This is a genomic window from Paenibacillus sp. HWE-109, assembly GCF_022163125.1.
In the GTDB taxonomy this organism is placed as follows: domain Bacteria; phylum Bacillota; class Bacilli; order Paenibacillales; family NBRC-103111; genus Paenibacillus_E.
Window position 1 is genome coordinate 1,237,636 of sequence record NZ_CP091881.1, and the last position, 23,945, is coordinate 1,261,580.

The 23,945-nt window shown below is 44.9% G+C and carries 13 protein-coding genes; 11 read left to right on the forward strand and 2 right to left on the reverse strand.

Annotation, left to right across the window (positions count from 1 at the left end; genetic code table 11):
- Positions 1-8 precede the first annotated feature (8 nt).
- From LOZ80_RS05090 to LOZ80_RS05100, 3 genes are all read left to right on the forward strand, one after another.
- Positions 9-950: a carbohydrate ABC transporter permease gene (locus LOZ80_RS05090; RefSeq protein ID WP_238170405.1), complete on the forward strand. Its 942-nt coding sequence runs from the start codon at positions 9-11 to the stop codon at positions 948-950.
- A gap of 24 nt (positions 951-974) precedes the next feature.
- The gene (locus tag LOZ80_RS05095; RefSeq protein ID WP_238170406.1) at positions 975-1,889 is read left to right on the forward strand and encodes a carbohydrate ABC transporter permease; all 915 of its coding nucleotides are present in this window, start codon (positions 975-977) and stop codon (positions 1,887-1,889) included.
- A gap of 106 nt (positions 1,890-1,995) precedes the next feature.
- Positions 1,996-3,408: an extracellular solute-binding protein gene (locus LOZ80_RS05100; protein WP_238170407.1), complete on the forward strand. Its 1,413-nt coding sequence runs from the start codon at positions 1,996-1,998 to the stop codon at positions 3,406-3,408.
- 127 nt (positions 3,409-3,535) lie between these two features.
- Here the strand turns inward: LOZ80_RS05100 and LOZ80_RS05105 are convergent, their stop codons facing one another.
- Both LOZ80_RS05105 and LOZ80_RS05110 read right to left on the reverse strand, forming a co-directional pair.
- The gene (locus LOZ80_RS05105; RefSeq protein WP_238170408.1) at positions 3,536-5,104 is read right to left on the reverse strand and encodes a response regulator transcription factor; all 1,569 of its coding nucleotides are present in this window, start codon (positions 5,102-5,104) and stop codon (positions 3,536-3,538) included.
- Between the two features lie 15 nt (positions 5,105-5,119).
- Positions 5,120-6,910: a sensor histidine kinase gene (locus tag LOZ80_RS05110; RefSeq protein WP_238170409.1), complete on the reverse strand. Its 1,791-nt coding sequence runs from the start codon at positions 6,908-6,910 to the stop codon at positions 5,120-5,122.
- Between the two features lie 202 nt (positions 6,911-7,112).
- Between LOZ80_RS05110 and LOZ80_RS05115 the strand changes: the two genes are divergently transcribed.
- The 8 genes from LOZ80_RS05115 (at position 7,113) to LOZ80_RS05150 (ending at position 23,773) form a co-directional block, all read left to right on the forward strand.
- Entirely contained in the window at positions 7,113-8,777 is a 1,665-nt protein-coding gene (locus LOZ80_RS05115) for a type 2 periplasmic-binding domain-containing protein (RefSeq protein WP_238170410.1), read from the forward strand.
- Between the two features lie 112 nt (positions 8,778-8,889).
- Positions 8,890-9,807, forward strand: a complete 918-nt coding sequence (locus LOZ80_RS05120) for an ABC transporter permease (RefSeq protein ID WP_238170411.1) — start codon at positions 8,890-8,892, stop codon at positions 9,805-9,807.
- A 14-nt stretch (positions 9,808-9,821) separates the two neighbouring features.
- Positions 9,822-10,733, forward strand: a complete 912-nt coding sequence (locus LOZ80_RS05125) for a carbohydrate ABC transporter permease (protein ID WP_238170412.1) — start codon at positions 9,822-9,824, stop codon at positions 10,731-10,733.
- A 40-nt stretch (positions 10,734-10,773) separates the two neighbouring features.
- Positions 10,774-14,805 carry an endo-1,4-beta-xylanase gene (locus tag LOZ80_RS05130; RefSeq protein WP_238170413.1) on the forward strand — a complete coding sequence of 1,344 codons (4,032 nt, stop codon included), beginning with the start codon at positions 10,774-10,776 and terminating at the stop codon, positions 14,803-14,805.
- 723 nt (positions 14,806-15,528) lie between these two features.
- Positions 15,529-16,464 carry an ABC transporter permease gene (locus LOZ80_RS05135; protein WP_238170414.1) on the forward strand — a complete coding sequence of 312 codons (936 nt, stop codon included), beginning with the start codon at positions 15,529-15,531 and terminating at the stop codon, positions 16,462-16,464.
- 13 nt (positions 16,465-16,477) lie between these two features.
- Positions 16,478-17,338: a carbohydrate ABC transporter permease gene (locus tag LOZ80_RS05140; protein ID WP_238170415.1), complete on the forward strand. Its 861-nt coding sequence runs from the start codon at positions 16,478-16,480 to the stop codon at positions 17,336-17,338.
- A gap of 53 nt (positions 17,339-17,391) precedes the next feature.
- Positions 17,392-18,945, forward strand: coding sequence for a type 2 periplasmic-binding domain-containing protein (locus LOZ80_RS05145; protein WP_238170416.1), 1,554 nt, complete (start codon positions 17,392-17,394; stop codon positions 18,943-18,945).
- 118 nt (positions 18,946-19,063) lie between these two features.
- Positions 19,064-23,773 (forward strand): Ig-like domain-containing protein, encoded by a 4,710-nt coding sequence (locus LOZ80_RS05150; RefSeq protein ID WP_238170417.1) that lies wholly within the window; start codon positions 19,064-19,066, stop codon positions 23,771-23,773.
- Positions 23,774-23,945: the final 172 nt, after the last annotated feature.

Sequence of the window (23,945 nt, forward strand, 5' to 3'; positions counted from 1 at the left end):
GTGAAGTGATGAGTCATTATGAATCAAAAGAAAATGCAGCCGTCATGGCAATGTCTTCCACAGCTGTGGGGTGGAAGCGATTTCGTAGGAGACATGCGGATGCAATCATAGCCACAATCATTCTGGGGCCTATGCTGTTATGGTGGGGTGTTATGTATGGAATTCCAATTATCTTTTCATTCGTCCTTGGTTTTTATGAGTGGATTGGTATTAACGATCGTCCTAAGTTTGTTGGTTTTCATAACTTTGTTCTCTTTTTTCAAGATAAAACCTATGTTGCTGATCTCATGCGTTCTATTTGGATGGGAGGACTAGTGACGTTATTATCCATCATAGCCGGATTAGGTGCGGCATTATTGATGAATTTGCCTCTTTTCGGGAAAGGGATTTATCGTACGTTATGGTATGTGCCTGTAGTGACTTCCACGATCGCTACAACGCAGGTATTGAACATCTTATTAAATCCGGTTAATGGTGCTGTCAATCAAGCGATAGAGGCAATGGGGTTTGAACCAATATTATGGCAATCATCTGTTTTTTGGAGCATTGTTCAGATTTGTGTGTACTCAGTTTGGAAGGGTGTGGGCACTCAGGCCTTGCTTTGGCTAGCTGGCTTGCAATCCATTGATCCCGTGTTGTATGAAGCTGCGGAAATAGATGGTGCAGGGCGAACAGGGAAGTTTATCAATGTCACTCTGCCAGGCATTAAACCGATCGCAACCTATATTGTTATTACTGGATTAATCGCCGCAATTCAAATTTACGAGCAAGTAGCATTTTTGACCAATGGTGGGCCATACGGTTCAACACAAGTGTTGGTATATCGTATTATTGCTGATGGCTTTTTCAATTTCAACTTAGGTATGGCTGGAGCATCCTCCGTTATTTTGGCAACAATCGTATTTATTGCTTCCGCTGCCTATTATAAACTGGCTCAAGATAAGGACTAAGGAAAGAAAGGGAGTGACTTCAATATGTTAATTGCTCTAAAGAAACAATTGCGGCCGCAATATCTGATTGCGCATCTCATATTGCTAGGTGGAGGATTGATTTTGGTTTATCCATTGGTCTTTATGTTCATGGCGAGTTTGTTTACGAGAGAGGAATATAACACCGCGGTGATTGGATTCTTCCCCATAGCGAAGGAACCGACACTCGCCAATTTAAAGCTATTATTCTTTTCGTCCATAGATAAAACAACGCGCTATTTATATTTGAATTCCATCTATCGAACGGCTTACGCAACATTCTTTGCGGTGCTGACCGCTTTATTAGGAGGGTATGTTTTTGCTCGGTTGCGATTTAAAGGCAAGGGTGTATTGTTTATGGCTTTATTGGCAACGCAGATGATTCCGACCGTTGTTGCGCTGCTGCCGACCTATCTGGAGTTTGTTCGTTTTCCTTTTGCAAGGGGGAATTATATTTTTACTGGAGGGAAGGGATTATTTGATACGTGGTGGGTATATATACTGCTTAATGGAGGGTCCATCTATATTCTAGGTGTCTTTCTCATCAAGCAGTCCCTGGAGAAAGTGCCGAACGAGTTGGATGAGGCGGCAAAAGTTGATGGTGCAGGTACAATAAGGCTAATATTTCAAATATTAATGCCTTTACTAAAACCGGTTCTCGCTTATATTGCAATTACAGTCTCGATTGCTACGTGGAATGATTGGTCGGCGCCTTTCTTTTATACGAATAGTAGTAAGTTGCAAACACTTGCATCTGGATTGTCTAAATTAACAGCTTTTGCAGGAGCGCCAGGATCTATCGTGAACTATCCACTTATATTATCGTTAAGCTTATTGCTTACTGTACCAAGCGTTTTGTTGTTTTTTCTGTTTCAGAATTTGATTGTGCAAGGTTTGGCGAATGCGGGGTTAAAGGGTTGAATTTTTAAATTAAATATAATCAATATAACTTATTGTGTTATAATGAACTATATGATATATTGAGTTAGAACTTATTGATGTTTTACATATGAAAGGGGAATGTTCAATGGTAGTCTTAAAGAAATCAGCAACAGTAGTTCTTGCCGCAAGTCTTTGTATTTCGTTAGCAGCTTGCTCCAAAAGCGAAAAAGCTGATCCGAAGGCATCGGCAGCAGCCACTGCAGCACCAACATCGAAAGATGCGGCTGCAACTGCAGCACCTGCAAAAGTAACTAAACTATCTGTCCTACTTGATAATGCAATGATTCTTGGTGGTTATGAAAAACCAGAAGAAAGACTTAAACAATATGATGAAGATGTCAAATCCGGCAAACTGAAAGGTTCCAAAAACGATAAGATGCAATTTGACAATCTCAAATATTTATCTGAGAAAATGAAAAGTCAAAATATTGAGCTTGTTGCACCAGATTGGGGCTGGGCTGAGCCATTAATTCAAAAAGAATCCGCTGCGTTCTTAGCGAAAGATGGTCCGGATATTATCGTAGGCGAAACACAAATGCCAGGCTTTGCCTTGGCAGGACATCTTGAGCCGTTTCCGGATGCGCTAGCAGCTAAAATTAGAGCATCAATTGCAGAAGCAGCGTGGAAACCAATGGAAGTCAATGGGAAAATTTACGGATTAGCACCAGATCCGGGTGTAAACATTCTTTATTGGAATAAAAAGATTGTTAAAGCAGCGGGATTAGACCCAGACAAAGCTCCTGCAACTTGGGATGAACTGCTTGCGAATTCGAAAAAAATCTTTGAAAGCGGTTCTTCTGCTGGTGGCGTCTACGGTGGTCCTAACTTTGGTGGATACTTACGTTTCGGAGCGTTTATGAAATTAGCTGGTGGCGATTATGTGGATGGCAAGGGCGCTCCAACACTGAATTCACCTGAAAACGAAAAAGCATTTGAATTCCTTCGTCAAATGAACAAATACAACAAACCGGGAATCGTTTCTGCGCTTGAAGAGGGTACTTTCTTCACTGCTTTTGACAAAGGTCAAATTGCTTATCAAGTCAATGGACCGTGGGTCATCTCAGGCTGCGCGGATCAAAAAGTGGATTGTGGCGTTGCTCCCCTTCCATTAGGGCCAACAGGCAAACCGGGTAATGTTACGATTGGTGCCGCTTTCCAAGCTGTTCCTGCTTATTCAAAAAACAAAGAAGCTGCTTTCAAAGTTATTGAAGAACTAATGGGTCAAAAGATTCAACAAAATATCGCTGATGCGGGTGTTAGAGCGCCGATTCTTAAATCTATTACGGAGTCGGATGCTTACAAAACTGCTCAACCAAGCTTGTACATTTTTGCAAAAGGTCTACAAGGTGAAGTAGTTGGATTACCAACCTTTGCTGGTGATGCGAATAAGGCGTGGCAAGCTATTGGTGAAGCTATGACGAAGACTATGCTCACTGACAAGCCAGTGAAAGAAATATTGAAAGCTGCCCAGGATCAAATTGTTGCCGCGGGGAAATAATTATTAGTCATTAAACGGTTATTTTAAATGGAGGCTTAGGTGATATGGCTAATATGGCATATTCATCTAAGCTTTTTCTATTGGCCGCGGCGCCCCTTGTAAACTCAGAGGATTGTATACTGAATTCTCACTCCTCCTGCAGGGGCGATTTTTTTTGCTGCAATCCTAATTTATAGGCAGTTGGGGTAACGCCTACATGTTTTTCGAACTTGCCGCTAAAATAGGTGGGGTCGTTATAGCCAACCTTTTTGGCGACCTCAACAATTTTCAAATCGGTTCGGCGCAGCAGGCTCTTAGCCTCATCAGTACGCAGTTGATGGAGATACTCATTGAATTGAATCCCTTTTTTTCTACGGAAAAGCTGTCCTAAATAGGCATGGTTCATATAAAATTTTGCGGCCACATCCTTTAATGTCATATTTTCGTGGAAATGGCTGTTCACATATTGTTCAATCTGGTCAATGATCCCGAAATTCTGTTGTGCCCGGAGGAAAGCTATTTCCAAGCAAATCTGCTGGCAGGTGTCCCGAAACATTTCCCTCTGAAGACGAATCGGCGTGGTTGTGCAGGTGAGATCAACGTGATTGGCCGCTTTGATAATCGGCTGAATGTCGCCATTCATTTCGGCCACATATTTCTCGATCTCAAGTAAAAAGCGATATAAGTGTACTTTGATGGTATCTGGCGAAATCAATTGATCCACGAAGAAAACAAAAATGTCTGTGACGATTCGCTCAATTTCATGGGAGCTATTGTTTTCAATCGATTCTCTCAGTTGTTGAAAGGAAGCGAGATATTCATATTGGGTTATAAATGGAGGAAGGAGCTTGATGTCTTCATAGGCAAGTACAGTTGGCCGGTCAACATACAAGGAATAAACACGAGCGGAGCAAGCTGCTTGAAAGGAATCGGCGAGCTGCTCGGGCGAGTGCGCAGGTGGACCAACGGAAAGAAAGGCTTCCTGATCCAAGCTGTCGTGAATGGCATGAAGCAAGGCAAAGGCCAGCTTTTTTTCCTCCGTTTTACTTAGGTGAACAGACTCTGGATGGATCAAGATCGCGATAAACCCATCTGCGTTAATGTAAATGCGTACGGATGCTTCGGACAAGGAGAAAGCTTCCCATACTGGCTGTAGAATCTGTTGGATTTGAGTGAATGTGGTTTGCATATGACTCTGCAACATGATAACCATAAGTAAAACAGGATAGTGAGCTTCTAAAGATTGGCTAAGCTTTATTTTGATGTCATGACTAGTCGTGCTGCGGAGCAATAATTGGATGGCATTCCCGGATATGCTGTCAACTGGTAAAGCATTTACGACCCTCAGGCTGGCACGAATACGAGACAGTGCGGCAATCAGCTCTTCTTTATCCACAGGTTTAAGCAAATAATCCCGGACTTGATAGCGGATGGCTTGACGGGCATAGTCAAATTCATTAAACCCTGTCAATAGGATAACTGGTGTCTGCAGGTTCCGCTCTTCCCTAATAGCTTGAATCAATTGAAGGCCATCCATCCTCGGCATGCGGATGTCGGTAATGATGACATCAGGCGTATCTGCCAGAATGAGCTGCAAGGCCTGTTCACCGTTTTTGGCTTTAGAGACAATGGTGAAGCCGTATTTCTCCCAATTGATAAGCTGGGCTAAGCCCGCGCGAATAACGGGTTCATCGTCTACGAGGAGAACTTTAAGCATGTTCGTACAGCTCCTTTATTTTTCATCCAAGCCTTCGGATGGATTCTTCCGGCAAAGGGGGATTTTCAGCTCAATGGATGTAAATTCATGTTCTTTGCTGTTGATGTTGAATTCGAATTGATCCTTAAAAAATAAGGTGATCCGGCGAAAAACATTTTGCATGCCGATCCGGTTAAGCTGGGGTTCTTTGGCCCGAACATCCTCTAGTAATTGATCCAACTTCTCCGGTTTAATTCCGATGCCATTGTCTTCAATATAGAAGACCAGATAATTCTTCTCCTCATATACGCGTATGGACACGAGTCCTTTCTCATCTAATCCCTGTATACCGTGCTTAAACGCATTCTCTACAAAGGGCTGGAACACCATGGAAGGAATGTACAAGGGGAGCGTGTTCTTCTCAACTTCAAGCGAACAATCAATCTCATCTTCAAACCGGTACTTTTGTATGGATAGAAATTCCTGTATCATTTCGAGTTCTTCCTCTACAGTTACCCATTCCCTATTGGATATGAGAAACCTTCTGTATGACTTGGACATGTAGCTTAGCATATCCGCAGTTTCCAGTTCCCCCTTAATGACAGATTTCATCCGAATGGTTTCCAGAACGTTGAATAAGTAGTGGGGATTGACCTGACTTTGCAGGGCCATTAGCTCCGCTTGTCTACTTTCCAGTTCGAAGCTCTTTTGCCGTAGTTCTGCTTCATAGACGTCGTTAATCAGCTGTTTAACCTTTCTGATCATCCGATTAAAGCTGTGGAATAATAGACCGATCTCATCTTTTCCGACATGGGGATACTCAATTAACGCAAAATGCTGGTTATCCACCTTATCCATATGACGGGAAAGCAATCGAGTTCGGAAGTATAAGGATCTGGAAATCAGACTAATGAGGATCGTTGCAAACAACAGATTGGCCAGCGCGATAAGCAAGACGTATTTCTTAGGCTGTTCTAGCGCCTTGTGAAAGACGGATTCTTCGTAAACCCCGATAATTCTATACCCTGTCATGGAATCAAAAGGAGTGAGTTGCTTGCTCATTGCAAATTGTTTATCCGGAATAAAAGCTGAATTGAAAGGGGCTAAGTATGGCTGCTGTGGCAAACTTGTATAAATTACTCGGTTTTTGTCGTCTACAAGGAAAAACTTGCCCATGGCGCCTTCACTATTAAAAATGTCAGTTAGGACATTATATCGAATATCAAGCTTTAGTATTTTTTGATACTGGGCGTAAGAAGTGTAGTAGTTCAAATTCCGGATGACGCTGAACAGCCGTTCCCCATCAGCAGTTACCTCCTGTCCAAAATAGAACATATCCCGATGGCTATTGCTAGAGTTGAAGGATTGTGAGTACCAAGAGCTGCTGCGTATCGCAGGTGTGATTCTGAGAACGCTTCCAGCATTGAGAACCGATGGATTATCCGTATAGAAATTAATGGTGAAATGATATTGGAAATAAGGGGTGACTCCCATAAGTGGAGTACGGAAGTAGCTGCCGTAATTCAGAGTATAGTCCAGATTGTCCTGATAGGTAGTATCCAAACCTTCGTAGAAGCTCCGTGAAAAATAAATATTGTTGCTTAGCGCTGCAGCCTCCTTGAAGGAGCGAGTCAGTTGGTTATCTAAACGCTCGAGCGAAAGTTCGATATTGCGATGCTCTTCTTTTTTCACGCTTTGGGTTATTTTGGCGTAGAACAGATAGTTCGTCAGTGTGATGGGGAGGAACACACAGAAAATGTAGATGAGCAGCAGCTTCTTATGGATTTTCATGTTGTTTAACCTAACTAAGCCAAAGAATGCGGGCATCAGTAATCCTCCATCATGAGTTGATTCTTTCATTATAAAGATGGAATCTTTCTAATGGAAGGTCATTCGAGCCCTTCCATTGAAATGCTATATTATTTCGATCAATTTCTATATTCTGTCCTATAGGAATGGTAAGATAATCCTACTTATAATAGGTTTAGGTTAATAACCTGCAGGATAAAAACATGAGGAGTGAGTCCTAATGAAAGTTCTCAGAAAAGCGGCTTCCGTATCGTTAGTCGCTGTCTTAGCCCTGACTGCTGCAGCATGCAGCGCCGGGGAATCAAAACCAAGCAGTACGGATTCAGGGGGCATTACAAAAGCGGAACCAAAAGAATTTAGTGTATTTATTAATCGTTCCTTACCTGATTATCCAGGGTCTACTCGCGTAGGTGACATGATTGACAAAGAGACAAATGTCAAGCTAAAGCGGGAATATCTAGTGGGTGATTTGGATACCAAAATTGGCGTCATGGTTGCCTCCGGTCATTACCCTGATCTTATGGACGGAGGGCCATCAACCTCCAAGCTGCTTAGCGCTGGCGCCTATATTCCGCTCGATGAGTTAGTGGACAAATATGCTCCGAATCTTAAGAAACTATACAATGCCCGCTGGAATAAGCTGAAACAGCCGGATGGCAAGGTTTATTTTCTCCCAGGATGGGTGCCGTACGAAGAGGGGGATAAAGCCCCGCTGCTGGGAACTCCCCAAACTGGGTTTTGGATTCAGAAAGCGGTATTGAAGGAGTTTAACTACCCGAAGATCAAGACGCTTGATGAATATTTTGATTTGATCGAAAAGTATGCCAAGAAGTATCCGGAAATTGAGGGTGGCAAAACGATTGGCTTTGAAGGGATCATGGAGGGCTCGCGTAAACATGACTTGGTTAATCCACCATTCTTTCTCGCAGGCTATCCCAATGATGGTGCTGGAATTGCCAACAAGGTGGATGGCGGTTTCAAGGTAGATACTTTCCAGGATAAAGACATGACGAAGCGTTATTATCAGAAATTGAATGAGGTTAACGCCAAAAAATTGTTGGATCAAGAGATGTTCATCATGAACTACGACCAATACATTGCGAAGCTTACTTCCGGTAGAGTACTTGGCTTACACGACCAGCGTTTCCAGATAGGGAAAGCCATTGATATTCTGGACAAAGAGAAACCAGAGCGTTCTTTCGTACCGTTGCCACTTGTCTACGATAGCAGCATCAAAGAGCAGTATACCCCACCACTAGGTATGTCAACATCAGCCGGTATGGGTATTTCTAAGGATGCCAAAGATCCAGTTGCCATTATCAAATATTTGGATTATCTAGCGAAACAAGATACGCAGAATTTGATTTCTTGGGGCGTGAAGGACGTTGATTATAAAGTTAACGAGAAAGGCCGGTTCTATAGGACTCCTGAGATGATCGCAAACTTTAAGAATCCGGAGTACAAAAAGCAGTGGGGTGGGGATTACTTCCTGGGGCTGCCAATTTCTGTTGGGTACTGGGCAGATGGAAATGCAGCGCGCGCCGACAATCAGGCAGAACTGCTAACGGCCACTTATAATGACATCGATAAAGAAATCATTAAGGCATATGGCATTACGTCTTACAATGATTTATTTGCAAAACCAGAAGTACGCAAGTATTTCCCGCTGTTTGATATTGTGTTGGAAAAGGGCGGAAAAGCGGAGCTGACCAAGCAGAAGATCGATGATTTATTGACCTCCTACATTCCGAAGCTGGTTCTGTCGAATCCAGCTGACTTCAACAAAGTGTGGGATGAGTATACAGGGAAATTTAAGGCTTTGGATACGAAATCGTATATCGATGAACTTCAGAAATCGGTTGATTTCCGCATGAAGAATTGGTAAACATTTGGCGGTGAGGGGGGACTCCAGGAGAGTTCTCCTCAGCTTCAAGCCAGATGAGAGATTTTCACAGATAAAGAGAAAGTAACGAACAAGCGGATAGGAGAGGTCCATCATGCTGCAAAAATCATTTACTCAGCGACTATGGCGGCAAAGAGTTCTAGTTCTTATGTCTGTCCCGCTTTTGATCCATCTATTCATTTTTAAGTATATGCCCTTATGGGGATGGTCGATGGCTTTCCAAGAGTATGTGCCAGGCAAAAGCTTTTTACATCAAAAGTGGGTTGGACTTGAGCAATTTAAACGTATTTTTACAGATGAGTTGTTCTATCATGTTCTTCGCAATACGCTCGCCATGAGCGCCATCAATATTACGTTTAGCTTCATTACGGCGATCGGGTTGGCGATTTTATTAAATGAAGTGAGAGTGACTTGGTTTAAGAGAACGGTGCAGACGATCTCCTATTTGCCTTATTTTATCTCATGGGTAGTTGCTGCTAATATCATTATGGTGATGCTCTCCTCTGACAATGGGATCGTTAATATTCTGCTGCTAAAGCTGGGAGTCATCGATTCTTCTCAAATGTGGCTGGGGAAACCGGAACTGTTTTGGTGGATTATCGGAATCGCAAATGTGTGGAAAAATGTAGGGTGGAACGCCATCATCTATCTGGCGGCAATCTCTGCTATCGAGCCACATCTCTATGAGTCGGCGGATATCGATGGAGCCAACCGGTTGCAAAAGATCCGTCATATCACCCTTCCAGGTATAAAACCAACGATCGTGATTCTGCTCATCATGAGTATTGGTCACGTGATGCAGGCCGGTTTTGAACAGCAGTACTTGCTCGGGAACAGTTTGGTTAAGGATAAATCGATGGTCTTCGATATCTTTGTATTGGAGTACGGTATACGCCTATCCCGCTATTCCTTTGCAGCAGCAGCAGGTATATTCAACAGTGTCGTCAGTATCGCCATGCTATTAATGGCCAACTACATTGCGGGTAAACTGGGTGAAGAAAGAATTATATAAGGTGGGGACTGGGCATGTACCGTACAAAACAGCTATTAACAGGCAGTAATCTGTTTGACATCATCAATACGATTCTATTGAGCTTATTGTTAGTATTTACGTTATACCCTTTTCTCAATGTAATAGCGCTTTCACTTAATGATGCAACGGACAGTATGAAGGGTGGCATTTATTTGTTGCCCAGACAGTTTACGTTATTCAATTATCAGGATTTGATTCGAGATTCCCATATTTGGCATGCGGGTATGATTTCTCTCCTCCGTACAGTGATTGCCGTTGTTTCAGGTGTGTTTCTAACGGCGATGGTGGCGTACACAATCAGTCGGAAGGATTATGTGTTGCGAAGTTTCATTACAATGGCTTACGTATTCACCATGTATATTGATGGCGGACTCATTCCCACTTACTTTCTAATCCGGGATGTTGGATTGGTCAATAACTTTGCGGTTTATGTGCTTCCTGGTATCGTAACAGCCTTTAATCTGTTGGTAATCAGGACGTATATTCATTCCTTGCCGGAGAGTTTGAATGAATCAGCCAAAATAGACGGAGCAGGTGACTTTCGCATCTTTGTACAAATCATATTTCCATTGTGTATGCCTGTACTTGCTACAATCGCGCTATTCATTGCCGTTTCGCAATGGAACGCATGGTTCGATACGTTCCTGTACGCATCTAATAATCCGAATTTAAGCACGCTTCAATATGAGCTCATGAAGATTTTACAATCAGCGAATCAACAAGTGACGGGGACCATGGAGCAAGCCTTACAGGATGCATCAGCTGGGCAAACCGAACATGCGGTTACACCAGGATCTATCCGAGCAACGATGACCGTTGTATCCAGTTTGCCAATCATTCTCGTGTATCCTTTCTTGCAGCGCTATTTTGTCAAAGGCTTAACGCTTGGCGGTGTGAAAGGATAGATTTCTTGCTCTTTTGACTAGGAATAAAGGAGGGATAATAATGTTTTCAGGAAAAATGAAAGGTTTCCAGCTCATCTTGTTTATTACATTCATGATGGTTTTGTCGCTTCTACATCCTTTGATTGGAATGGCGGCGATAGATTCAACGGTGCCTTCCGGGCAGATTGCGTCTAACCTGTTTACGAACCCTGACTTCGAGACAGGAACAGTCAATGGCTGGACAGCGCGTGGTAACTCAACACTTACGGTCAATAGTGATGCTCATACGGGGGCATACAGCATGAAGGTTGTCCGTACCGCTGCATTTCGCGGTGTGCAGCAGGCGGTTTATGGCAAGATGAAGGTAGGCAGTGAATACGACATCAGTGTATGGGTCAAGGTGGATGCTGCGGGTGCCGGGAAGGAGATCCGGCTTACGCTGGATAAGAGCATTGATGGAGGAACGAAGCCCAGCGTGTTTAAAGGAGTGGGGTCCGCCAAAAATTTGGTAGCCGGACAATGGACCCCAATTCAAGCAACTTACAAAGTGGCGGAGGAAACTTCGGGAGCGATTACGAACTTGACTCTGTATTTGGAATCCGCTACGGATGCCTTTGATATCTATGTGGATGATGCGGTTCTTCTGGAGAAACCCAATGAACTGATCAGTAATCCGGGTATGGAGCTTGGAATCAGCCCTTGGCAAATTCGGGGCAGCGGCGTCGTTCTCCAAGCTGTCTATGCGCCACAGCCTGTGTATAATGGAACGAAAAGTTTGCTGGTGTCAGGACGCAGTGCAAATTGGAAAGGCGTCATGCAGCCAATGTTAAGTAAACTTGTAAAAGGGAAGACTTATCTCGTATCAGCCTGGGTCAGACTTCCGGAGGGGAAGGAAGAAAAGATTAGTTTAAGTCTCCAGAAGGTCATAGGTGGCGTAACCTCTTATCAGGGTGTTGCTTCTGTAACGGCAAATGGGCAGGAGTGGAAGCAAATCTCTGGCGCATTTACGTTGGAATATACGGGCACTTTGTCGTCGCTGGATCTTTATTTCGAGACGGCAAGCACGGGAACCAATTTCTACTTGGATGATGTCAGTGTGGTGGAAAAGGTGATTCCTCCCAAGGTTGTCGAAACCAATATCCCCTCATTGAAGGATGCTTTTGCCGCTGATTTCCCCATCGGGGTTGCATTGCCGCCCGATTATTTGAATGGGGATGTACACAGCGATTTAATTAAGAAGCATTTCAACAGCATAACCGCTGAGAATTCCATGAAGCCTTCTTATCTGCAGCCTAGGGAAGGTGAATTCACTTTTGATACGGCCGATGCCTATGTGAATTTCGCCCAAGCGAACGGGATGAAAGTACGCGGTCATACGTTGGTTTGGCATCAAGGAGTCGGCAATTGGATGTTTGTGAATGCACAAGGTCAACCTGCGACAAAAGAATTGCTGTATGCGCGATTGGAAAACCATATCAAAACAATCGTTGAACGGTATAAAGGCAAGATTTATGCCTGGGATGTCGTCAACGAAGCGATTGATGCTAGTCAATCGGATGGCTTCCGCAGAACCAATTGGTATAGTATAGCGGGGCCGGAGTTTATTGAAAAAGCGTTCCAATATGCGCATGAAGCAGACCCGGATGCGAAGCTTTTTTACAATGAATTCGGCATATTCGAATCATCTGCCAAGCTGGACTTCACCATTAGCATGATTCAGAACCTGCTTGCAAAGGGAGTACCTATTCATGGAATCGGCGTGCAAACGCACAATACAATCTATATTCCGGATAAAGATACAGTAGATCGTACGATGGCGAAGCTAGTGGCACTTGGTATCGATATTCAGATTACAGAGATGGATATGTCCATCTACAAAAATGACACTGAAAAGTATGATGCCATCACCGATAAGCAGATTGTGGACGCTTTGTTGGTTCAGCAAGCCTACCAATACAAAGACATGTTTGAAGTTTTCAACAAATATAAAGCGAATATTACAGGTGTTACGTTTTGGGGATTAGCTGATGATCGCACATGGCTGGATAAGACGTCAGCTAATAGAAAGGATCTTCCCCTTCTCTTCGATGAATCTTTAAAAGCGAAGTCGGCTTATTGGGCGTTGGTAGACCCAAGTAAGCTACCAGTCCGTATTCAAACGATACATGCTGAAGAGAGTGGGGCTTTGACGATGGATGCTGCTGGATTAGAGAATCCTGTGTGGGATTATATGACCCCAGTAACGGTCGCAGGCAGCACGTACACTAGCGCTTCCTTCAAGACGTTATGGCATGACAACGCCTTGTATGTCAAAGTAGAAGTGGATGATAGCACCGTAGACGCCACGGACGCAGTAAAGTTGTTTGTGGATGGAAATAACCGCAGAACGACGGTTTATGATCAGGACGATCATGCGTATACGTATAGCAGACTGCAGGCTCAAGGGAGTGCCAGCAGCTATTTGCAGGATGGAGCGAACGGTTATAAAGGCATATTCCGTTTGCCGTTGGATAGTACCCTACCTGCTGTAGGTAAAAACATAGGATTTGATGTTAGCATAGCGAATGGCGCAGAAACGATTCATTGGAATGATACGTCTGGCCAGCAAGCAGTCACGATGGCTAACGTGGGTTTGTTGAAATTTACCCCGGCCTCCTTGTATGCGGAAGCAAGAAAAGGTACACCAATCATTGACGGAGAGATAGACGCAAGCTGGGATGAAAGCAGTATTCATACGACTGAGCGGTACTTGACAACTTCAACAGCGCAAGGGGCCAAAGGGAAATTCCGGACCCAGTGGGATGACCAATATCTATATGTGTTGGTTGAAGTGGATGACCCGTTATTAAGCGCAACGAATGCGCAAACCCATTTGCAGGATTCTGTAGAATTATTTATTGATGAGAATAATCACAAAAGCAGTTTGTATGAGAACGATGATGCACAAATTCGATTCAATTACTTGAATCAAATCAGCTCTAGAGGGACATTCCTCAGGGATCAGCTGCAATCTGTTACGAAGACGGTATACGGAGATGACCATAACATCCTTGGTTACCGGGTGGAAGCTGCAATCAGATGGAATACGATAACTCCTAAGGCAGGTCATGTTATGGGATTCGATGTTCAGGTTAATGATGATCCTGGCATTGGAACACGAAATAGTGTGGCTATGTGGAACAATTTGACTGACAAGGGTTGGGTGGACACTTCTGGCTTTGGTGTTATCCGATTAGTAAATGGAGAAGTCTCTGCGGGGACGGCGGCTGCCGTTCTGACAGGCGATGATCAAGTGAAAATAGGCGAGACGTATACGCTTGACTACGGATTAACGGGAGCACGGAATGTGTCAGCGCAGGATGTTACGATCCATTATGATAGTCAGGCGTTTGAACTGATCGATGCACAGCCACTTTCAGCCAACACCGTTATCTTGAACCGGACTTCGAGCAGCCCTGTGGGCACCGAAAGGTTCGTCTTGGCGACAACCGATGCTGCCCACGTACTTAATGGCGATGTGCCCGTGTTGCGCTTTACCTTCACAGCGAAGACCACGACGAGCGGGGTGATAATTGCAAGCGGTCCTGTCACATTAGCGGACGGAAACGGGAATGAATGGCAGGCTGCGCCAGTAGAAAAAACGGTAATCGTTACGGCGATACTAGATAAGACGATGCTGCTCGCTGCTGCACAGAATGCTGAAGCTTTGCATGCCGGAGCCGTGGAGGGCTATGCCAACGGGCAGTACATCATGGGAGCGAAAACAGCGTTGCAAGCGATTATTGCTGTGGCGCAAGCCTCTTTGGCTAGGCTTGATATTACACAAGCCGAGTTGGATCAGGCCGTCGTGCAAGTCAACCAGGCTGTCGCTTTGTTTACAAGCAAGGTGATCACTGCCAGCATGGGCGACATTGCCGGATTAGGCGGACTTCCTGACGGCAAAATCAGCGTCGCCGACTTGGGATTTGTGGCTTATCATTTTGGCACAGCTTCGTCAAACGCCAACTGGGCAGAGGTAAGCAAAGCCGATATCGACAAGAACGGTGTTATTGATATTTATGATCTTACTTTTGTGGCGAGAAGAATAAACTGAGCGGCTCTGTCTAAAAAAAAAGCAATCCCTGCGTTTGCAGCTTGGGTTGCTTTTTTTGTTTAAAGATGAGATGAAGCATTTCATGTTGGCTCCCGTGTTCCTACAATATCGGAGAAAGGGGACGTAAGCATCGAGTTTATATGTTTTGGAGTGAATGTGGAGTTACTTCAGCTGCTTCGCGCGGAGGAAGGGGAACTACAGTGCGCTATTTTGGTGAAAAGTATCATTATCGCGGGGATGAGAGAACTACGGTACGCTATTTTGCTGTTTCATGGGAAACTCAGCGCTTTTCGTGGAAATAAGACCCTGTAGTTCCGCTATGCCCCTCAGATCCCTGCTATTTGCCGAAATAGCGTACTGTAGTTCCCCTTAACATGATTCCCTAAGCAAGACTCCCTTTTTATTGGCAAAATGGTGATCATTTGCTTGAAAAAGAGCATCTGGAATTATTTGGATGTTAGAGGGAGGTTTTGATCGAATAAAGAGGCTAGGTTTTCTTATTGGAATCCACAGCAGGCTAGGTTTTCTACGTTGTCTGGAGACAAGATCCCATCTAGGAGATGTGCAGAGCTTTGACTGGTTAGCCGATCTAATGATGAGCTTGAGGAAGGATAACTTTAAGAAGAAAGAGTCATTTTCAGTGCGGAGTGGGCCTGCTATGATCAAAATGTGGTTTCAGTTTCAGGGGTTCATGTCAGAGTCAAGAGAGGAGGGGAAATCAGGATGGACAACGAACACCGTTACATCAATCGCCAACCCAACTTTTTCAAAAGAGTAGATAAAGGGAAATATGTGCTTCTGATGTTCTTGCCTTGTTTATTGTATTATGTCTTCTTTCAATACGCTCCCATGCTCGGGATCGTCATAAGTTTCAAGAATTACAATTTAGTGAAAGGGATTTGGTCGAGTGAATGGGTGGGGCTCAAATACTATTTGATGTTCCTGCAGGACCCAGGTTCTCTAAAGTTGATCCAAAACACGTTTCTGCTGGGGATCTATTCCTTATTGTTTGGTTTTGCACCGCCGATCATGTTGGCATTGCTGCTCAATGAGGTGAAGAATGCGCTGTTCAAACGTTTTGTTCAAACGGTCAGCTACTTACCTCATTTTATTTCCAATGTCGTTGTCGTAGGCATGATTGTTACGTTTCTCTCGCCTTCGGGCGGGTTGATTAATGAAATGATTCAATCGCTAGGCTATAAACCCATCAATTTCATGATGGAACCAGGCTTGTTTCGTGCGATTTACGTGACATCCGGGGTGTGGCAAAGCTTTGGCTGGGGTTCGATCATCTACCTTGCAGCATTATCAGCGATTGATCCAACATTATATGAAGCGGCAGAAATGGATGGGGCTTCGCGTTGGAAAAAGATGTGGCATATCACCTTGCCAGGTATTGCGCCTGCCATTATCACTTTGCTTATCCTCAATGTGGGCAATATTACACAAGTCGGTTTTGAGAAAGTGTTTCTGCTTACGAACCCGATCAACTTGAAGACGGCGGATATTCTAAGTACCAATGTGTACAAGATAGGGTTAATTGGCGGACAGATCAGCTACGCTTCTGCGGTTGGCTTGTTTGCATCCGTCATCAGTTTAGTTTTTCTCCTAGGCACCAATTACATGAGTCGCAAAATTACGCAAACTAGCTTATGGTAGAAGGGAATTCTTTATGAAGCAAAGAATCACTGTATTTTCCATCCTCAACCTCGTTCTTATGCTTTGTGTGGTCGTGATCACCCTCTATCCATTTCTTTACATGCTTGCGGTTTCCTTGAGTGAAAGTACGTTTGTCATGAAAGGCGCGGTTACTTGGTACCCCAAAGGGTTTAATCTGGACATGTATAAGCTGGTTTTGAAGGACTCCCGGATTATGAAGGGTTTTCTCAATACGATCCTCTACACGGCGCTTGGAACTGCGGTTTCTTTAATCATTACAGCTTTCGGGGCTTATGCCATTACGAAGAAAGAGATGATTTTTACAAAAGGTTTTACCCTGATGGTTGTCATTACTTTATTTTTTAGCGGTGGTATGATCCCGACATTTCTTGTCGTTAAGTCCTATGGGCTTATGGATACCGTATGGGCGATGGTGCTTCCGAATGCTGTGAATTCATGGAATCTGTTAGTGATGTGCTCGTTTTTTCGAGGCATACCAAAGGAAATAGAAGAGTCGGGTAAAATGGATGGTTTGAACGATATTGCTATTGCTTTGCGTATCGTATTTCCAATGTCAAAAGCTGTTTTTACGGCGATTGGATTATTTACGATGGTTGGATTGTGGAACGACTTCTTCACACCGCTGTTATATCTCAGGGATGTCAATCTATTCCCGTTATCCGTCGTATTACGCAATATTATGCTTGCTGGACAGATGGCTTCCGAAGCAACTAGCAGTCAAGGCGATGCCATTGTCTCGGAGTCACTGAAATATGCGGTTCTTATGGTCTCTATCCTGCCGATTCTACTGCTGTATCCCTTTTTGCAGAAATACTTTGATAAAGGGGTTTGGGTAGGCTCGATCAAAGGATGACCATCGCAAATACGCTTGTTACAGATCACTCGCAGATAAAGGGGAAGTTGTACATGAGAAAAGTGGGTTTAGTTGTATTAAATATGGCGTTGGCTCTTACTGTACTTGCTGGGTGTACAACCAAATCAGCCACGGAGAGCGCGGCTCCTAACAGCAGCGGGAATCCGCAGCAAAGTCCAGGAAGTACAGCTGCAGGAAGTACGGCATTGGCTAAGAATACGTTCACGGCGCTGTTGGAAACCAATGCAAGCTGGCCGTACAACAAGGATTGGCCGATCTGGAAATACTTTGAGGAGAAAACGGGAGCTACTTGGAATGTGCAGCTTCCCTCTGGAAATTTACAAGATACCACTACTTTGAATGTAGCTTCGGGCTCATTGCCTGATCTAACATTCGGCTATACACCGATTGCCAACACCTACGGTATTCAAGGGGTGTTCGCCAATATTCTTGATTACACGGATATCATGCCAAATTTTAAAAAATGGATGGACAAATATCCGACTTATGTGAAAGCGTCCCTAGCGTCGGACGGGAAAATGTACGTATTTCCTAATGAAGGTTATGGAAAGGCAAATGGTATGAGCTGGTTGTATCGTCAGGATATTTTCCAGAAAAATAATTTGAAGCCGCCGGCTACTTTCGATGAGTTCTATCAAGAATTAAAGCAGCTCAAGCGAATTTATCCGGATTCAACGCCTTTTGTTTTCCGTAATGGCTTGAATATTCTTAGCAATATGGCTCCTTCTTTTGATACGAACGGTGGTTACTATCTGGATAAGAATTCGAATAAAGCTAAGTTCGGTCCTATTGAGCCTAACTACAAGAAAATGGTGGAATACTTGCATAAGTTTTACGTAGATGGCCTGATTCCAGCCGACTTCCTGACTGTGGATACGAAACGTTGGCAGGATATGATTTCGACGAATAAGAGCTTTGTAACGAATGACTACATCGTTCGGATCGATTTCTTCAACACGCCAATGCGCAAGGAAAATCCGGATTCCACCCTAGCCTTTATGCCGCCTGCATCGGGCTTCGCCGGTACTAAACCATTGCTGCTCAATACACAGTCTGTAGACGGGGGATTGATGGTATCGGCCAAGTCGAAGAAAATTAAAGAAATTATGAAAATGATGGACTTTTTCTACAGTGAAGAAGGAAAAACCATGGCAAGCTGGGGCAAAGAAGGCGAGACCTTTACGGTGGCAAATGGTAAGAAGCAATTCAAGCCCGGCTTATTCAGCAACGCGACCGAGCTAGCGAATAAATATGGCTTGACGACACTGGGAACCTATACCTGGTTTGATTTCGACGCGTACAAATCCATCATTTCCCCCAGTTTGCAATCGGCTTACGATGAGGCAGACAAGTATATGGATGCTTACAGTCCGCTTCCGAAGAACACGCAAGATGAGCTGGATACCTTATCCATCACCGGAAAAGCGGTCACTGATGCGTATTCAGAGAGTATTTCGAAGTTTATCGTAGGTCAAAGAAGTCTGGACGAATGGGATCAATACGTAGAAGAACTCAAAAAAGCAGGCCTTCAGAAAACGCTTGATGTGTATCAGGCTGCTTTTGACCGGGTTCAGAAAACGAAGTAAATCCCGTTACTCAAAATGTAGTTAGCCTCTTTACCCGCATCTACGTCTTTGCGAAACAGATTGGCGCTCGCTTGGCGCGAATGCGGGTTTGACTCTTATCATAAGGAGAGATGATTTCGTGGGAGCTAAACGAATATGTCAAGGGTTATACAGGACTACCGTACACTTTGTATTAGTATCCATACTGGTGTGGTTTGTTCTTCCTTTTCACCAAAGCGTGCAAGCAGAAGGCAGCAATATGTTGTTGAATGGGAGCTTTGAAACGCAATTGGCAAACGGCAATCCAACGGACTGGACAATCAAGGAGTATACCGCAGGACCTGTCGTTACGGTGGATGGCGCTGTGTATCACGAGGGAACACATGCGGTCAAGATGGATGCAACGGCTGGCGGGAGAAAGAGCGTTGCTCAGAATGTCCCATCAGTTGTAGCGGGTCAATCTTATAAAGTTTCTGCTTGGATTCGAACCGAAAATGTCGCCTCCCTAGAAGGAGCGCGTATTCGGATAGGGTTTTATGACCAGGCAAGCGCGCTTATCGGATCTTTGGTGTATACATCAGGACTGAAAGGCAGCAACAGTTGGAGTTTGGTTAGTAAAACACTGCAAGCGCCAATAGGATCCGTAAAGCTGGCGATTGAACTTATGCCGGATACAGGCACAGGCATAACCTGGTACGACGATGTTCAAGTAGTTCCATTCTATCCCGTGCAGGGAGTAGCGTTGGATTTGCCTTCAGCACAACTGACGATTGGGCAAAGCGCAGCGCTGCATGCTTCACTTACACCTTCGAATGCGACAAATCAACAGATTACGTGGGCATCTTCGAATTCGAATGTCGCCACGGTGAACAGCGGGGGGACAGTGACAGCTATCGGTTATGGAACAGCGATGATCACAGCAACAACTAGTGAGGGGGGATTTAGCGCCAAATGTTATGTATCTGTAGGGGATTCGGGAGTGAGTGTGGATCATATTGCTGTTAATTCCGATAAAGTCACCGCTGCCGTTACAGATACCATTGAACTGTCTGCCGTGGTATTTCCGCAAAATGCTTATGATCAAAGAGTCGTGTGGACATCTTCGAATCCGGCCGTTGCGACGGTTGTAGACGGCCGCATTCATGTGGTGGGGCAAGGGACGGCAACGATAACGGTTACGTCTATAGATGGCAATAAAACAGCATCAACGATGATTGAGGCAAACAGCCTTTTGCGGAATGGGAACTTCGAGATGGTTTCTTCAGGCAGTTTACTACCCGATGGTTGGACGGTTACGAATTATGAGGCAGGGCCTGCAGCAAGCCTGGATAACGCTATGGCCAAGGATGGGGGGAAATCAATCAAGATTGACGCTTCTAATAGCGGAAGAATCAGCCTATCTAAAGAAATTACATCGATTATCGCCGGGAATTACTATAAATTTGCAGGTTGGATCAAGACCGCAAATGTTCAGTCCGTTGAAGGGGCACGGGTAAGGATTGGATTCTATGACAGTGCGAATGCGGTAATAACTCCAATGGTGTTTGTAGGTGGATTTAAAGGAAGCCGTGACTGGCAGCATGTTGAGAGTATTATCCAAGCACCGCCAGGCGCTGTGAAAATGAGGATCGAAAATATGCCGGATCAGGGCACGGGGATAACCTGGTACGACAATGAAAGTGTCATCCCTTGGACTTATGTCCAGCAGCTTAGCCTCACTCCGGATAAGTTGGTCTTGCAAGTTGCCGAAAGCAGCGTGCTGCAAGCGTCGATCGCGCCAGTGAATGCAACGAATCAGAATCTGACATGGACAACATCGGATGCGAGTGTCGCTAGTGTGAGTAATGGGGTAGTTGCGGCGATTAGTCAAGGCATTGCAGCTGTAACCGCAACTACACAAGACAGGGGATTCCGAGCGGTAAGTCTTGTGCAGGTCGGGGGCAATACGGACATCACGGTACCCGATTATACAGCGACCACAACCTTTGGCGCTTCGGTCAATGGGCAGGTAGTTGCCGCCGATTCGAATAGCCACGCACTAACGTATACGAAGCTTGCTGAGTCTGAACACGGGACGGTCCATGTCAAAAGCGATGGCACCTGGACATATAAAGCCAACCCGGGAAGCTACACTTCGGATCACTTTTATATCGGGGTAACGGATCACAACGGCAGCTCCACGTATGCGACAGTCAACATCAGCATACAGCCCTTGGCGACCGTAATGGAGCCTTATACGAACGTGCATCCGAGCCTTTTCCTTGACCAAGCGAAAGTGAACCAGCTGAAAACGGCTATCCTTCCAGGCGGAACGCATGAGCACATATGGAATGAAATTAAAGCCAAAGCGGATGCCTTTGTGCTAACTCCGCCTACGACGTATTATGTGGATAAGTATACGGGTGAGGCATGGCAAAGAGATACGGCAGACCGAACGATCTATTTAGCATTAGCCTATCTCATTGACGGAGATGTCAAATATTATAACGCTGCGAAAGCCTACGCGCTTGCATCCGTCAGCTACCCTACGTGGGGAAGAGCTGAACTCAAAAATATCGATCTTGCTGCGGGGCATCAATTGTTAAGTCTTTCCATCGTCTATGACTGGTTGTATAACGATCTCGATACGGTTACGCGAGAGACGATCAAGCAGAAGTTGGAGACGCGTGGCAGCGAAATGTATCTAAAGGCAACCGGACAGCCTTTTGAGGGAAGTATGGACTATAAGAAAGTGTATTGGACGGAAGGCTATTTACAGAACCACTTGTGGGTGAGTTTAAGCGGACTGACTGCCGCAGGGGTGGCCTTGCACAATACGGGCAGCAGTACGCTGCCATGGCTCGAATACTCTATAGGAAAATTTGATCAGGTGCTGCAGGCTTTGGCCGATGACGGAGCGAGTCAAGAGGGGTACCCCTATTGGCAGTACGGTCTTGAGTACTTATTGAAATATGGCGAGATTGCCCAGAAGTTTTTTGACGTAGATATCTACACGGACAATAAGTGGCTTGAACAGGCTTCAACGTATGCTGCTTATATGTCCCTGCCCAAAAACAGCTGGAAACCGAATGTCAATCATCTTAATTTTGGCGATGATGCGAATGTAAATTGGTATGGTCCTGATATGTCCTTAAGGCTGCTTGCCGGGAAATATTCGGATGGCATCGCGCAAGGGCTTGCGAATGAGATCGATACTGCGAACATTGAATCCATGAATGTCAAATATGCCAATCTGCTGTGGTATGACCCAACGGTGCCAGAGGCTTCGGTAAGCAGCCTGCCAACCCTGCATATTTTTGATAATCTGGGGATTGTTTCGGCTAGGTCGGACTGGTCTGGAGACGGATCCGTCGTCGCTTTCAAAAGTGGTCCCGCTATTGGACATAAAGCGCTCCATATGAACGAATCCCCTTTGGACGACTGGGGAGTGGCTCATGCGCATCCGGATGCCAATCATTTCATGATCTTCGGCGATGGGGAGTGGCTAATCAGGGATGATGGCTATGCGAACAAGAAAACATCGAATCATAACACACTGCTGATCAATGGTACTGGACAGTTAGGCGAAGGTGCACAGTTCCTGAGCAACATTCCTTTGCAAAGTGTGAAGTCAGAGCCTGCCATCGTAAAAACAGTATCCACTTCCGTTTATGATTATATGCTCGGAGATGCTACTCAGGCTTATGACAGCGATCTTGGTCTTCAAAAGTATAAACGTCATTTGATTTATATGAAGCCCGACATCCTGGTGGTTGTTGACGATATTGAAGTCGATCAACCGAAACAGTTGGAGCTTAGGTTCTTCCCGGAAAGCCAGAATATTCAGTCCCTAGGGGATGGCAGCTATCTGACAACGGGCTTGACGGCCAATTTGAGATATAAAGAGCTGACAGGAAGCAATGTGACTTCGAGTGCGGCACCTGTACCTTATGTTACAGACGAATCTAGTATGGACAGACAGGCGTTTCGTTTACTGAATACGACGCAATCGCACTGGACCAATGCCGCCGCATTTTCCTGGTCCGATTCGCAAAGTATTCCTAAGAATGTCACATTGACGCAGCAAGGGAATATATGGACCTTCGCGTCAGAAGAAGCCGCGGTGTCTCTGAATCTGTCGACGGATACGGTTCAAGAGGTTCAAAGCTCTGGAGGGGGCCAAACCGGCAACGATGCTACACTGATTGCGATTGTTCTCAACGGAAAGTTCATACAAGGTTTTAATTCCGGCACCTTTACTTATACCGTGCCGAAATCATCGAAAAAGCCGCAAGCTACGGTTTCGGCAATCAAGTATGACAAGAATGCAACGGTTCATACGGATTGGAACGGTGATGCAACGGGAACCGCAACGATCCAAGTGACTTCTGCCAATGGGACTGTCACCAACACCTACACACTTACGGTTGTGGATTCTTCCTTACTCACGGTAACCGGAGCAGAAAGCAATGTTGTCAGCGCAGGTTTTATTCCGGACAATGGCATCGATGACAACATGACAACGATTTGGTCGGCCAAAGCGGACTCCTCGCTGGTGACGCCAGACAATCCGCAGGGTGATCCGTGGATTCAATTCCATTTTGATGATGTCAAAAGCGTGAATCAAGTGGATATTGCCTGGTATCTGGGTCATCAACGACAGGCGAGCTTTGATATTGAGGTTTCGCAAAATGGTACCGTGTGGACGAATGTATACTCGGGCACAAGCAGCGGAACAACAGCCGAATATGAAAGTTATACATTCCCAAGTATAACTGCCAAGTACATCCGAATCATTGGTCATGGTACGAATCAAGGCGTCTACACAAGCATCAAAGATGTTAATGTGTATGAGGGAGCGATGAATTAATTAGATAGCTTCATTTTCAAAAAAGTCACCGTTTTCGAGATGTTTGCGAGAACGTGGCTTTTTTGTTACCCCTTAATCGGAAGAACGGCTAACTTTGTGTATAACAGCACATTTCCTAGCATGCTTCACTTGTTCTACACTCATAGATAAACATGATATAATTTTGGCAACT

Bases quoted from the DNA above. Each gene is read 5' to 3' on its own strand.
- LOZ80_RS05090 (WP_238170405.1), top strand. From the start codon at position 9: ATGAGTCATTATGAATCAAAAGAAAATGCAGCCGTCATGGCAATGTCT.
- LOZ80_RS05095 (WP_238170406.1), top strand. From the start codon at position 975: ATGTTAATTGCTCTAAAGAAACAATTGCGGCCGCAATATCTGATTGCG.
- LOZ80_RS05100 (WP_238170407.1), top strand. From the start codon at position 1,996: ATGGTAGTCTTAAAGAAATCAGCAACAGTAGTTCTTGCCGCAAGTCTT.
- LOZ80_RS05105 (WP_238170408.1), bottom strand. From the start codon at position 5,104: ATGCTTAAAGTTCTCCTCGTAGACGATGAACCCGTTATTCGCGCGGGC.
- LOZ80_RS05110 (WP_238170409.1), bottom strand. From the start codon at position 6,910: ATGCCCGCATTCTTTGGCTTAGTTAGGTTAAACAACATGAAAATCCAT.
- LOZ80_RS05115 (WP_238170410.1), top strand. From the start codon at position 7,113: ATGAAAGTTCTCAGAAAAGCGGCTTCCGTATCGTTAGTCGCTGTCTTA.
- LOZ80_RS05120 (WP_238170411.1), top strand. From the start codon at position 8,890: ATGCTGCAAAAATCATTTACTCAGCGACTATGGCGGCAAAGAGTTCTA.
- LOZ80_RS05125 (WP_238170412.1), top strand. From the start codon at position 9,822: ATGTACCGTACAAAACAGCTATTAACAGGCAGTAATCTGTTTGACATC.
- LOZ80_RS05130 (WP_238170413.1), top strand. From the start codon at position 10,774: ATGTTTTCAGGAAAAATGAAAGGTTTCCAGCTCATCTTGTTTATTACA.
- LOZ80_RS05135 (WP_238170414.1), top strand. From the start codon at position 15,529: ATGGACAACGAACACCGTTACATCAATCGCCAACCCAACTTTTTCAAA.
- LOZ80_RS05140 (WP_238170415.1), top strand. From the start codon at position 16,478: ATGAAGCAAAGAATCACTGTATTTTCCATCCTCAACCTCGTTCTTATG.
- LOZ80_RS05145 (WP_238170416.1), top strand. From the start codon at position 17,392: ATGAGAAAAGTGGGTTTAGTTGTATTAAATATGGCGTTGGCTCTTACT.